The organism is Vibrio sp. J383, from assembly GCF_023503985.1.
Taxonomy (GTDB): Bacteria; Pseudomonadota; Gammaproteobacteria; order Enterobacterales; family Vibrionaceae; genus Vibrio; species Vibrio splendidus.
Window position 1 is genome coordinate 904,629 of the sequence record NZ_CP097294.1, and the last position, 12,509, is coordinate 917,137.

Consider the following 12,509-nt stretch of genomic DNA (forward strand, 5'->3'; position numbering starts at 1 on the left):
ATTAATCCAACCTAAAACGAACAGGTATTTGTACACGGTGAGCAATCGCTCGACCATTGACAGTGTGAGGTGAGAATTTCCATTGTTTAATGGCGTCTAAAGCGGCGTTGTCGAGCATTAGTGCGCCTGATGAATTTACTAATGCTTGTTTAATTTGTTTGCCTTCAGCGTCTAACCAGACCTCATAAGTTGCGACACCTTCAACGCCACGACGTCTAGCTTGGCGTGGGTAATTCGGTGGTGTCGGGCGTGAAGAAAAAGAGGGCTTAGTCACTAATACGGGCTCTTGGTTTGATACGCCTTGGTTTACTTCTTGAGGTTGGTTGGCAGACTCGGCCAGATTTCTATCGACTTTCTTGTCGGCCAGTTTTTCTGGCTGAGGCGTTGGTTTGGACTTTGGCTCTGGTTTTAGTTCTGGGCGTTTTTTCTTAACGACCTTTTTCTCAGTCTTTGGTTTCTTTTGAATCGGCTTCTTTTCAACAACCTTTTTCTCTACTTTCTTAGGTTGAGGCTTATTAGTGATCGCTTTTTTCTTTGGCGTCGGTTTGGCTTGTTTTGGCTCAACGGCCTTGGGTTCGACAGGTTTAGGTTCAGCTTGTGAGACCGTTTCTTTGATTGGTTCTGGTTCAACCGACTCTGTGATGGTTTTTTGTTGAGCCGGGGAAGGCGTGTTCTTAGGCGTGAAGTTGATCGATACCGTGTTCGATTGGCTACCTGCAGGCATCGCAAATACTTTGGATTCTTGAGCGACAAACAATAACGCCGCATGAATCACTAACGATGCACCGCCTGCAATAACATATCTAGGAACGTTCACATTCAATCCTTTACCAAATCTAAAATCTGTACCGGATTATTGCCTAGAATCTAAATAAGATCAATTATCAATTGCATTATCATTTACGTCTATTTATGATTCTCTCAGTTTTTAGCGAATAGTCTTCCAGACTTTGCTATGTAAGTGTTTAGAGAGATTATATGAGTCTTGATATCTATAAATTTGACGAATCAATTCTGGGTGTTTCTAGCCCTGATCCGCTTCGTTTTGCGTTTGCGAAAAAGCATTCTGCACATGCCGGAGGAAGTTCAATTCCGGTCGATCCGAGCAAGAAGTTGGAGCTCTTTGACGAACTGATGCTAAGTGAAGGGAAAAAACAGGATAAGCGTTGCCTGTATATCCACATTCCTTTCTGTCGTGTGCGTTGTACGTTTTGCAATTTCTTCCAAAATGCTGCAAGTCGCAAATTAGTGGATGAGTATTTCGATGCGCTGATGGTTGAGTTGAAGCAAAAAGCCAAAACGCCTTGGGCTCAGTCTGGATTATTTCACGCCGTCTACATTGGTGGCGGAACACCTACCGATTTGTCTCCTCAACAAGTAGAGCAGTTAGGCAAGGCTATTCGCCAATATTTCCCACTAGCAAACGATGTGGAAATGACCTTAGAAGGGCGTATCAATCGCTTTGGCGACGAGATGTTTGATCGTGCGCTTGAAGGTGGTTTCAATCGCTTCTCATTCGGTATTCAAAGTTTCAACACTCAAGTTAGACGCAGCGCCAAGCGCTTAGATGACCGTGAAGTGGTGTTGGAACGTATCAGTGCTTTGAGCCGTACCGAGCAAGCTCCCATCGTTCTGGATTTGCTGTACGGATTACCATACCAGTCTATGGAAGTGTTCCAACAAGACTTAGAAGATTACATGTCTACTGGTGCTCACGGAATTGACCTCTACCAACTGATTGTTGGGGGTAATGCACCTATGCTTAATCTCGTTGAGAAAGGAAAAATTCCACCACCAGCGAATACGCCAGATAAAGCGAGTATGTACTTGGCGGGCGTCGAGTTCATGGCAAAAAATAAGGTCAAGCAACTGAGCGTGAATCACTGGACTCGTGATAACCGAGAACGCAGCATTTACAACAGCTTAGCGAAAACTTATGCCGAAGTTCTGCCGATTGGTTGTGGTGCTGGTGGTAACATCGGTGGTCATGGAGTGATGCAACATCGAACTTTAGACAGCTACATGGAGTCTATAAAGCAAGGTCAATTACCTATTGCCATGATGACGAAGCAAAGCTCATTAGAGCCAATCTTCTCGACATTAAAGGCCGGTTTTGATTCTGGTGTTGTTAGAAGAAGTACGTTGCCGACCTTTATGGGACAAGACACGTTCGATTACTTGAAGCCTCTGTTCTCACATTGGGAGAAGAATGGTTTGGTTGAGCTTTCAGAGAATTACCTGAGCCTGACTATTGCTGGTAGCTTCTGGGCAGTAAGCCTGGCTCAGAGTGTGATTCAAGTGCTTAACGCTGAATATCAAGCGATGCACCCTGCACCGAAAGCATCAGGTTCAGGCGTTCACCCGCATGCAAGTTTAAAGCACGCTTAATATCGAATTTTTAGTTTAAAACTTACGTAAATTACTCGTTTATACGGACACATATTCAATGACAGATACAACATTAGAAACGACAGAAACTCTAGAACAAAGCGTAGCTCGAATTCTAGAAGAAGAGCCAAAACTATTGCCGACAGCAATTGCTGAGAAGCTAGGTGTTTCAGAAGTTGAAGTGGTTGCTGCTTTTCCAAACGACATGGCAGTGATGCTAGATGGCAGCCGTGCTCAAGAGATTCTAGAAGGTTTGGTTGGTTGGGGTCCAGTGACCACAATTATGCATTCATTCGGCTCAATCTTCGAAGTAAAAGCGCCGTTCCCTAAAGGTAAAGTCGCGCGTGGTTACTACAACTTAATGGGCAAAGAAGGCGAGCTTCATGGTCACCTGAAACTCGACAACGTTAAACAGATCGGTTTGGTGAGCAAAGCGTTCATGGGTCGTGAAAGTCATTACTTCGGTTTCTTCAGTGAAACGGGCGAGAACATTTTTAAGATCTACCTAGGCCGCAATGAAAAGCGTGAGCTTATTGCCGACCAAGTAGAACGCTTCAAAGCACTAAAAGAACAAGCTTAAACACGATTAACGGCAAGCTTAACTAAGGTTGCCAACTCGTTTAAACAGTACATCAATGCTCGAGGATCGTTTAGTTCGCTCATGATCGCTCAACCTCGGGCAAAAATAATAAATCAGAGAAAGTGAAGAAAGGAATTACCCATGGAACAGCAAGTAAAACAAGAACGTCTACAAGGTCGCCTAGGTCCAGAAATTAAAGAGTTTCGCCAAGAGCGCCGTACCCTTCAACTTGCAACGGTTGATGAAGAAGGTCGCCCGAACGTAAGTTACGCGCCTTTCGTTCAGAACCAAGAAGGTTATTTTGTTCTCATTTCTGATATTGCTCGTCATGCTCGTAACTTGAAGGCTAATCCTCAAGTGTCTTTGATGATGATTGAAGACGAAGAGAGCTCGAAGCAGCTTTACGCACGCAAGCGTTTAACGTTTGATGCTCAAGCAAGTATTGTGGAGCGCGAAACGGAACTTTGGACTCAAGTGATCGGCCAGATGCAAGAACGCTTTGGTGAAATCATTGATGGTTTGAGCCAACTTCAAGACTTCTCTCTGTTCAACCTTAAAGCAGAAAATGGCCTATTTGTGAAAGGCTTTGGTCAGGCTTACCAAGTGTCTGGTGATGATCTGGTGGACTTCGTTCACTTGCAAGAAGGTCATAAAAAAGTATCTAACGAGTAATCTCGTTTAACTGATTTCTTCAGGAGCCCTCCAATGTGAGGGCTTTTTTATGTCTAAATCAAAGAGTTTGGTATATTGGCGTTTGATGACTATTTATGTGTAAGGATCGGTACGTGAAACCAGCAAGTCGAGATTGGGATGAATTCTGTTACCCATTTATCTATGAAGACAGTCCTATCTGTGATTTTGAGATTTTGTCGGATGAACTTTGTTGCCGGGTTGGATTGGTGTTGTCTTTAGAGCTAGAGCCTCAGGTTCGTGAGATCCTGCAACGCTTGCAGCCAAACATCTATCACTTGAATGGCTCTGTGCGCGGGAAATTAGCCATCACCGAGTCTGAATTGGTCGAGCTCAAGCAAGACTATCATCGTATCCGTGAGCAGCTAGAAGGTGGTTTTAAAGGCTTTGTCTTACCCGGTGGGCACCGAGTGTCTAGTGAACTTCACTTGTGTCGTTGTCAGGCTAAAAAGGTCGTGCGAGCTTTGGTGAGTATTGAACATCATGAAAGCAAAAAGTCGCCAGACCCGATTATTTTCAAATATGCCAACTTAGTCGCGAACACACTCTATGCATTGGCGTCTTTTACCAATCATGTCAATGAAGTTGAAGAAGTGGAATTTGTGAGTAAGAGTTATTCTATGCCAAAGAAATCTTAAGGAAGAGCTCTATATTGATTCATATCTAATCCTTAAGAAGCTAAGAAGCTAAGAAGCTAAGAAGCTAAACCATTAAGCATGATGCTAGGTTTAGCTTCCAAAATAGCGTCTAAGCAGCGGTAGAGGCTTCGTTTAAGACTTTTGCGCCGCGTAGCATGGCTTCGATTAATTCGCCCGCATTGAACTTCTCAAGCGCTTCATGTGCACCTACCTGATTGGCTCGGTCGACACAGATTTCACTGGACAGTGAGGTATGCAAAATACAGTAGGCATGACTCAGTGCGCTGTCATTTTGTACTTCAAACGCAAGCTCATAGCCATCGAGTCCAGGCATCTCAATATCACTCACGAGAAGATCAATTGCATTGCCAGCGCTGGCTTGGCGACGCATTAGGTCAATAGCATCTAAGCCGTTATTACAAATGCTGTAAGGGATGTTGATGCTGTCTAAGGCATCTGATAGCTGTTTCCGCGCGATTAAAGAGTCATCAACCAATAAGATATTCAGCGCTTTGAGACGCTCCCTTTCTACATCGGTCAGCATTGGAATATGTGCGTTTTCATAAGCCGGGTAGATCTTAGAAAGTAATAACTCCACGTCGAGCATTTGCACGATACGATCTTCAAAACGCGTAATACCCGTAACAAACACATTACGACCCACACTGGCGGGTGGCGATTCAATGCTTTTCCAATCACATTCAATGATTTTATCAATCGAACGAACCAAAAAGGCCACTACTGTTCTTAAGCAATCAGTGACGATGAGCACACAATCTTGGTATTCAGCGGGTGCTATCGGTCGAAAGCCAATCGCTGCAGACATATCAATGACTGGAACGGTAAGATCGCGGATGGTCACAGTACCAATCACGTGATGATGGGAGTATGGGATTTGAGTCATCGGCTGAAAAGGCACTATTTCTCTTACCTTAAGCGTGCCAATCGCAAAACTTTGAGTAAGGGATAATTTGAACATCAACATTCCCTGTGACTGACTCGCTTTACTGATCGGTTTGGCCATAGTGGCTCCTACTTAATACGCGCTTAATTTATAAGGATTAATTTAAAGGGAAACAGGGGTGTCGGCAAGTCACTATACGTTTTTAGGGGCTTTAAGGCAGTTGTTTTCGGTTATAGAGTGAAGATTGGCAGTTCTTGAGTTAAAATCACGCTAAACGCGCGCCTGTCGATGGTTTTATGTCGACAAGTCGTTAGCGATAAACAGAATTACAACAGTCCGTTCATTAACGATGTTCTAAGCAACCGTCGTAATTAAACTGACCGCAACACACTGAGAATTATCATGGCAAGAACAGCAGCAGCGCTTCATATTTTGGTGAAGCACAAAGAAGTAGCAGAAGACATCATCAAGCAGCTCAAAAAAGGCGCTAAGTTTCAAACGCTAGCGAAGAAGCATTCAACGTGTCCATCTGGTAAAAAGGGCGGCGACCTAGGCGAGTTCAAAAAAGGTCAAATGGTGCCTCAGTTTGATAAGGTTTGTTTCTCTGGCGAGACGCTAGTACCACACCTTGTAAAAACAAAATTTGGCTGGCACGTAGTGAAGGTTCTTTACAGAACTTAGTCATAAATATGTGTTAGATTGAATAAAAGGAGCGTATATACGCTCCTTTTTTGTCACTTTTTTGCGCATTTAAAAGCACTATGGCTGAGTGTTCATCCCAGACGTTATGCGATAATTGGCACTACGCCCTTGACTATCCGCCGTGACTAATCGGTGGGAGGAGGAGGGTTTTTAATGAGTAACTCATATAATAAATACCATTCTTAAGGAAATTTATGCAGCTTTGCCTTTTAGCCTTTGTATTTATCTAGAAAGCTGTAAACAAGTTTGGTAGGAGAACAACATGGATAGTTCAGCTATGTTAAGCAACCCAGCGACAGATGTGATTTTGCATGCCTTTGACTGGTGCTACGCTGACGTAATGAAGAACGCCCCACTGATCCAAGAATTGGGTTATAAATCTGTTTTAGTATCACCGGCAATGAAGTCGTTACGCGGACCAAAAGGTTGCGACCGTGATTCTGGCACCCAATGGTGGCAGCGCTATCAACCACAAGATTATCGTGTGATTGATAATCAGCTGGGTGACACGCAAGATTTCACTGCGATGGTGAACACGTTAAAGCAACACGGCCTTCGTACCTATGTGGACGTCGTATTTAACCACATGGCCAATGAGTCGGGTATCCGTGGTGATTTAACGTATCCAAATCAGCAAGACATGGCGTCTTATCAAGAAGATGCTGACTATTACGAATCCATACGTTTGTTTGGCGATCTTTCTAAGCCTTTATTTGATGAAAACGATTTTGTTGAAGCGTTTGGTATCAAAAACTGGAAAGACACTTGGGAAGTACAGAACGGACGTATTACCGGTGGAGTTAGTGACCCTGGCTTGCCAACGCTGTTAGACAACGACAATGTGGTCGCGCAGCAGAGAGCTTACCTAAAAGCCTTAAAAGAGATTGGCGTGAAAGGGTTTCGCATAGACGCAGCGAAACACATGACACTGTCACATCTACGCAAGGTGTGGACGGATGATATTTGCGAAGAAATGCATATCTTTGGCGAGATCATTACTGATGGTGGTGCGACCAAAGAAGAGTATGAGTTGTTCCTTGAGCCTTACCTCAAACACACTCGCTTAGGCGCTTACGATTTCCCTCTGTTCAATACCATCTTCAAATCCTTTGAAGAGCAGGGCAGCTTTAAGTCTTTGATCAATCCTTACTGTTTTGGTCAGGCGTTATCGAATATGCGAGCAATCACTTTTGCCGTCACTCATGATATTCCAAATAATGAAGTATTTTTGGATCACGTAATGGGTGAAGTTGACGAGCGATTAGCTCATGCCTTTATTCTTGGTCGAGACGGGGGTGTGCCGCTTGTTTACAGTGAGCTAAGTACCAGCGGCATTCTGGATCAGAACGGTCAGCCTCGTTGGCTTAACGATTGGCAAGCGCCTTACATGAAAAACATGATTCAGTTCCATAACCATGTTCATGGCGAAGCGATGCGTGTGGTTGAGGCAAATGATGATTTGCTGGTGTTTGTCCGTGGCGACAAAGGCATTGTGGTGATCAACAAGTCGAAGCGAAGTAAAACGGCATCACTGACTTGGACTGGTAAAGTAACGGATTTGTTGTCTGGTGCAGTGTTTGATTGTGTCGATAAGACGCTAACCATTCAGGTTGAATCTAATCAGTGCATGATGTTGACAACGAACTAGTTCGAGCCTGTTATGATACCAATCGTAGTAAATAACTGGTCATCCTAGCTTGTTAAAACGCTCGATAACTTCGTTATAAATTTTGATTGTAGAATAACTACTTATCGAAAATTTCTGCCTTGTTCTCAAGCCTTTTTCCTGCGCTATTTATGATCACTTACTTACTGTGATTGGTATGAGTTACGTCTAATCGGTTAGAAAGATAAGACTGAAAAGAAAGCCCCGCTTACTAGCAATCAGTAAGCGGGGCTTTTTATTTGAAGCTGTTTTATTGGTTACTAAGCGGAGCGTTAGTTAAACAGACAGGCGATTAAACCGTGAACTTGTTCAATAGTTCATCCTGTGCACGAACATTGTCAGTTTGTACCTGCATTGCCGTGTTTGCTTCTTGAGCCGCGTTGGATACTTGTGTTGAAAGGTCTTTGATCTTAACTGTGTTGTTGTTGATCTCTTCCGCTACTAAGCTCTGCTCTTCTGCTGCTGAAGCAATTTGAATATTCATATCAGAGATACGCTGAATCGCGTCACGGATGCGGTCAAGTGAAGAGTTTGCTTGCTGAGCACGTTCAACGGCGTCAGTGGCTGTGTCTTTACTTTGATTCATCGCGTTCGATACTGAGCTTGCACCCGCTTGGAGCTGCTCGATCATGTTGCGGATTTCAGTGGTCGATTCTTGAGTACGTTGCGCCAGAGTTCGAACTTCATCGGCAACGACTGCGAAACCACGACCAGATTCACCAGCACGTGCTGCTTCAATCGCTGCGTTCAATGCGAGTAGGTTAGTTTGGTCTGCAATATCGTTGATTACTTTAAGAATCGTTTCGATGTTGGCTGTCGCTGATTCTAGTACTTGTACTTCTGCAACCGCTTGGTCGATACGTGCTGAAAGGTTATCAATCGCTTGAGTGGTATCACTGACTACAGATGTACCGTCTAGCGTTGCTTCGTCAGCTTCACGAGCCGCTGCTGCTGCGCCTTGAGCGTTGTTTGCGACTTCAGTTGCGGTAACCGCCATCTCGTTCATTGCAGTCGCTAATTGCTCAAGCTCTTGCAGTTGGGTATTCATCGCGTTTGCTGATTCGCCTGCACCTTTAACCGTGATTTCAGTACCACGCTTAATCTCAACACCAATCGCTTTTGATTGAATGATTTGGTTTTGCAGGTTTTCAGTAAAGGTATTGAAACCTTTTGCTAGGTCAGAGAACTCTTGGTCTGTGTTGGTATCTAGGCGCTTAGTTAAGTCACCTTGACCGCTCGCCACATCTTGAATTGCTTGGTTAAGCACATCAAGTGGACGCATTAACACACGAATCAAAACAGTCAGTGCAATGATGCTGAGAATAACCGCAATCAACGAGTAGATCATTGAGCTGTTTTTCAAATCTTCAACGGTTTGGTAAGCGATCTCTTCATCAAGGATTGCACCTATGTACCAATCTTCACTTGGGATGTGAGTGAAGTTCACTAGGAACATCTTGCCGTCGACTTCAATTTCTTGAGAGCCTTCACGAATGCTTGCTTGTGGCATGTAGCTTGAAAGCATTTCGCCATTGTTTTTCGCATTCGGGTGAGCAATCGTTGTGCCGTCGGCAGTGACTAGGAATAGGTAGCCCGCATCAAACAAGTTCACTTGGTTTACCAATGTCGCAAGGTTAGTCAATTCTAGGTCGTAGAACATACCTGCCGTGAAGCGGCCGTTGTCTTTAACTGGCGTACCCACAGATATGATGACTTTCTTGCTTGATGCATCCACATAAGGAGCGGTAACAACTAAACTGTTTTTGGATTTAGCATCAATGTACCAAGGGCGAATTCGAGGGTCGTAATCTGGACCAGCTTCCCAACCGTCATCATTTTCAATAACGAAACCGTTTGCTTCGTAACCAAAGCCAACCGCTAGGAAGCTGCTTTTAAGCTTTGGCTTTTCTAATATTTTTTTTACATAAGTACGATCTTCAGGGTTGATCTCGATGACTTCAGTCGTCGATTGAGCCAACGCTTTCTTGGCGTTCATCTCTGATTCGACGGTATTTTTAACGCCAGAGACCATTTCTTTCAGGCTTGCATTGACGTGGTTTTCTACAGCACTTCTTACAGTGTAAAGTTGTTGTATTGAAAGCAATGATACTGTCACTAGCAGCAAGGCTGATGATGCAGCAACCACCTTATGGCTAAATTTCATTGAGTTTTCCCCTTCTCACAGACTTTGCGAAGACTAAAGTTAATCGTATTTTTGTAATTATATATATCGACTAGATTGAAATTTACTTGAGTTTAATTTCACAAAATAGACTACAAAAATACAACAACCCACACAATGCAAAATTCACTTATTTACATATTTGCTACTTTTGTTATTTGGTTCAATGAGTTGAAGAATTGGTTTAATCGGAGTGTAAGAGCATTAAGAATGTATTAATTTAGCGTTTATGTGTGTTGTTTTCTATTCTCAGACGAGAAGGAAGGTAAACAGATATGAAATTAAATGATATGCCAATTTTATATATTGGCTGTATTTCTGGTGGGTGGGTGAATGTATTTTAAGCGGGTAGGGAATGTATTTACTGGCAATAAAAAGCCCCACAAAAGTGAGGCTTTATAAAATAGTTCTTAATTACGCTATATCAGTAGGGTCTAATTTAGAATATTAGATGTGCTACACCAGCGATAACCGGAAGTGTAATTAACGTACGCAGAATAAAGATAATAAACAGTTCGAGGATGTTCACTGGAATCTTACTGCCTAGAAGCAGAGCGCCTACTTCAGACATGTAGATCAGCTGAGTTACCGACATTGCTGCAATAACAAAGCGAGTCATCTCGTTGTCGATAGAAGCGGCAAGAATCGCAGGAATAAACATATCCGCAAAACCAACAACAATCGTTTCAGATGCTGCAACCGCTTCAGGAACACCAAGTAGCTCTAGGAATGGAATGAAAGGTTGACCTAGGAATGAGAATACTGATGTGTATTCCGCAATAACCAGTGCCATCGTACCAAGGCCCATAACCACTGGCAGTACACCAAAAACCATATCCACAGCGTTACGAACGCCTTCGCCAAATACAGACTTAGCGGATTTAACTTGTGACGCTTTGTTTACTGCTAGCTCAAGACCCCAAGAGAACGTTGAGTGACCCGCTGGGATCGCGTCAGCGTCTTTGTGAGGCTTGCTGCCATCAATGAAGGTGTCTTTCTTCATGCTTAGTGGCGGAAGGCGAGGGATGATTACCGCAGCCACAATACCCGCTAGACAGATTGCTGCGTAGAAAGGCAAGAATAGGTGCTCTAGTTCTACTTGAGCAATAACGACAAGACTGAACGTAATAGATACTGCTGAGAAAGTGGTACCAACAACCGCAGCTTCACGCTGAGTGTAGAACTTCTTCTCGTACTGTTTACTTGTAAGAAGGATACCAACGCTGCCGTCACCTAACCAAGAAGCCATACAGTCGATAGCACTACGACCTGGCAGGTTGAAGATTGGACGCATTACTTTGCTTAGTAGCGTACCGAACAACTCTAACAAACCGAAGTTAAGTAGAAGTGGTAATAGTAAACCTGCAAAGATAAATACTGAGAACAGTGTTGGAAGTAGGCCTTCTAGTACGAGACCACCAGTGTTTTCTTCCCAGATAAACTCAGGGCCTACTTGGAAGAAAGCCATGAATGCAGCAGCACCACCGATAAGACGAACCAACAACCATAGTGGAGATGGGTTGAAAAGACCGTTTAAGAAAGAGCTTGATGTAATGAATGTAGGTTTGAAAATGGTGCTTAAAACGGAAGCTACAGACATGAAAGCAACGATTGCAGTGATAATAGAAACTAAGTATTCACCAAAAACCGCTTGAATTGATTTCGCTAGAATAGCGACAGGGATCGTTAGATCACCTTGGTAGCTGATTGGAGCCATGAAAAGGAACAAACCAATCAGAGATGGGATTAAGAAAACCCAGAAACTGCCTTTAGATTTCTCTGGTTGAGCAGTATTCGTGTTGTTAGACATGTTAATTGTTCTCGTATTTCTACATGTAAAAAAGCCACATCCTTGGCGTTTTTATTCTCTAAACATCCGTATTTTCTCATTGGCTGCAAGATTACCCAGTATTGATAGTGCTTGCAATACTATTCATCAAATATCGCTAACTATTCACACTGGTTATTCTGCAACTCATTAAGAGTTTAGAATAAAGTGTTGCGGATGTTACGTAACTTGAAGATATATTGCCAGATATTTATAAATTGACTGGAGTTTCAGTTCGATAGGTCAGGTAGAGCCAGTAGCTAAATGCGATAATGAAGGCGAAAGAGGCAGGGAAAGCCAGCGCCAAAATTTCAAAGCGCTGGAACAGACAAGCACCGCTTAAACCACCAAACAGAAAGCCAACCACAATGAACATCAGCAGTTTGGCTTTACGACGGTCAAAAGGCATCCCCTTTAAGCGAGCACCAATCATGATCCCAAGATCCGTGATGATCCCGCTCATGTGCGTTGTTCGAATGATCGCACCGCTGTAAGTCGTTATCATCGCGTTCTGTAAACCACAGGCTGCTGAAGCGAAGTATTGACCTGAAGTGTAGCCCTGTAACAGTGCCCAAAGTGCTAAAAATAGCAATCCTCCTTCAATACACAGAGCAACGCCGTAACGACGCCCTAACTTCAGTGCTTGGTTCTCAATAAAGAACCCGCTGAAGGCTGCACCTAACATAAAGCTCATGATAATCAGTAAAAGATGTAAAGAAGCCGAAGTTGGTGTGAGCAGGCTACTGCCTAATAAAGACATGGTGCCTGAAATGTGGGAGATCGCTTGATGCTGAAAGCCGAGTAAGCCAATCGCATTAACACTGCCAGCAAGGCCTGCGAGCAGCAAAGCGCCGTATTCAACCCAGCGAGGTAGCTTAGAAATCATGTGGTTCACCCTGGGTTAAAAAGAGGAGCAGATTATAACGCTAGC

General features: G+C 43.6%; 11 protein-coding genes. 6 read left to right on the forward strand and 5 right to left on the reverse strand.

Features of this window, described 5'->3' with window-relative positions:
• Position 1 precedes the first annotated feature (1 nt).
• Positions 2–817 carry an energy transducer TonB gene (locus M4S28_RS20470; protein WP_249633679.1) on the reverse strand — a complete coding sequence of 272 codons (816 nt, stop codon included), beginning with the start codon at positions 815–817 and terminating at the stop codon, positions 2–4.
• 161 nt (positions 818–978) lie between these two features.
• Between M4S28_RS20470 and hutW the strand changes: the two genes are divergently transcribed.
• From hutW to M4S28_RS20490, 4 genes are all read left to right on the forward strand, one after another.
• Positions 979–2,388 (forward strand): heme anaerobic degradation radical SAM methyltransferase ChuW/HutW, encoded by a 1,410-nt coding sequence (gene hutW / locus M4S28_RS20475; RefSeq protein WP_102340527.1) that lies wholly within the window; start codon positions 979–981, stop codon positions 2,386–2,388.
• A 58-nt stretch (positions 2,389–2,446) separates the two neighbouring features.
• Positions 2,447–2,968 carry a heme utilization cystosolic carrier protein HutX gene (gene hutX, locus M4S28_RS20480; protein WP_249633680.1) on the forward strand — a complete coding sequence of 174 codons (522 nt, stop codon included), beginning with the start codon at positions 2,447–2,449 and terminating at the stop codon, positions 2,966–2,968.
• 141 nt (positions 2,969–3,109) lie between these two features.
• On the forward strand, positions 3,110–3,640 hold the full coding sequence (gene hutZ / locus M4S28_RS20485) for a heme utilization protein HutZ (RefSeq protein ID WP_249633681.1): 531 nt from the start codon (positions 3,110–3,112) through the stop codon (positions 3,638–3,640).
• Between the two features lie 113 nt (positions 3,641–3,753).
• A complete protein-coding gene (locus M4S28_RS20490; RefSeq protein WP_249633682.1) occupies positions 3,754–4,296 on the forward strand; it encodes an ATP:cob(I)alamin adenosyltransferase in 543 nt (180 codons plus the stop codon).
• A gap of 109 nt (positions 4,297–4,405) precedes the next feature.
• Here the strand turns inward: M4S28_RS20490 and M4S28_RS20495 are convergent, their stop codons facing one another.
• Positions 4,406–5,320: a chemotaxis protein gene (locus M4S28_RS20495; protein WP_249633683.1), complete on the reverse strand. Its 915-nt coding sequence runs from the start codon at positions 5,318–5,320 to the stop codon at positions 4,406–4,408.
• A gap of 282 nt (positions 5,321–5,602) precedes the next feature.
• On the opposite strand from M4S28_RS20495, the gene ppiC reads away from it, so the two are divergent.
• Positions 5,603–5,881 carry a peptidylprolyl isomerase PpiC gene (gene ppiC, locus M4S28_RS20500; RefSeq protein ID WP_004731852.1) on the forward strand — a complete coding sequence of 93 codons (279 nt, stop codon included), beginning with the start codon at positions 5,603–5,605 and terminating at the stop codon, positions 5,879–5,881.
• A 283-nt stretch (positions 5,882–6,164) separates the two neighbouring features.
• Positions 6,165–7,550 carry an alpha-amylase family glycosyl hydrolase gene (locus M4S28_RS20505; RefSeq protein ID WP_249633684.1) on the forward strand — a complete coding sequence of 462 codons (1,386 nt, stop codon included), beginning with the start codon at positions 6,165–6,167 and terminating at the stop codon, positions 7,548–7,550.
• Positions 7,551–7,860: 310 nt separating this feature from the next.
• Here the strand turns inward: M4S28_RS20505 and M4S28_RS20510 are convergent, their stop codons facing one another.
• The 3 genes from M4S28_RS20510 to M4S28_RS20520 all read right to left on the reverse strand — a co-directional run bounded on the left by M4S28_RS20510 (position 7,861) and on the right by M4S28_RS20520 (position 12,464).
• A complete protein-coding gene (locus M4S28_RS20510) occupies positions 7,861–9,732 on the reverse strand; it encodes a methyl-accepting chemotaxis protein (RefSeq protein WP_249633685.1) in 1,872 nt (623 codons plus the stop codon).
• A 457-nt stretch (positions 9,733–10,189) separates the two neighbouring features.
• A complete protein-coding gene (locus M4S28_RS20515) occupies positions 10,190–11,560 on the reverse strand; it encodes a YjiH family protein (RefSeq protein WP_017105635.1) in 1,371 nt (456 codons plus the stop codon).
• A gap of 229 nt (positions 11,561–11,789) precedes the next feature.
• Positions 11,790–12,464: a YoaK family protein gene (locus M4S28_RS20520; protein ID WP_004731845.1), complete on the reverse strand. Its 675-nt coding sequence runs from the start codon at positions 12,462–12,464 to the stop codon at positions 11,790–11,792.
• Between the last annotated feature and the right edge of the window lie 45 nt (positions 12,465–12,509).

Excerpts from the sequence above, each read along its gene's own strand:
- M4S28_RS20495 (WP_249633683.1), bottom strand. The coding sequence starts at position 5,320 with ATGGCCAAACCGATCAGTAAAGCGAGTCAGTCACAGGGAATGTTGATG.
- hutX (WP_249633680.1), top strand. The coding sequence starts at position 2,447 with ATGACAGATACAACATTAGAAACGACAGAAACTCTAGAACAAAGCGTA.
- M4S28_RS20505 (WP_249633684.1), top strand. The coding sequence starts at position 6,165 with ATGGATAGTTCAGCTATGTTAAGCAACCCAGCGACAGATGTGATTTTG.
- hutZ (WP_249633681.1), top strand. The coding sequence starts at position 3,110 with ATGGAACAGCAAGTAAAACAAGAACGTCTACAAGGTCGCCTAGGTCCA.
- M4S28_RS20520 (WP_004731845.1), bottom strand. The coding sequence starts at position 12,464 with ATGATTTCTAAGCTACCTCGCTGGGTTGAATACGGCGCTTTGCTGCTC.
- hutW (WP_102340527.1), top strand. The coding sequence starts at position 979 with ATGAGTCTTGATATCTATAAATTTGACGAATCAATTCTGGGTGTTTCT.
- M4S28_RS20515 (WP_017105635.1), bottom strand. The coding sequence starts at position 11,560 with ATGTCTAACAACACGAATACTGCTCAACCAGAGAAATCTAAAGGCAGT.
- ppiC (WP_004731852.1), top strand. The coding sequence starts at position 5,603 with ATGGCAAGAACAGCAGCAGCGCTTCATATTTTGGTGAAGCACAAAGAA.
- M4S28_RS20510 (WP_249633685.1), bottom strand. The coding sequence starts at position 9,732 with ATGAAATTTAGCCATAAGGTGGTTGCTGCATCATCAGCCTTGCTGCTA.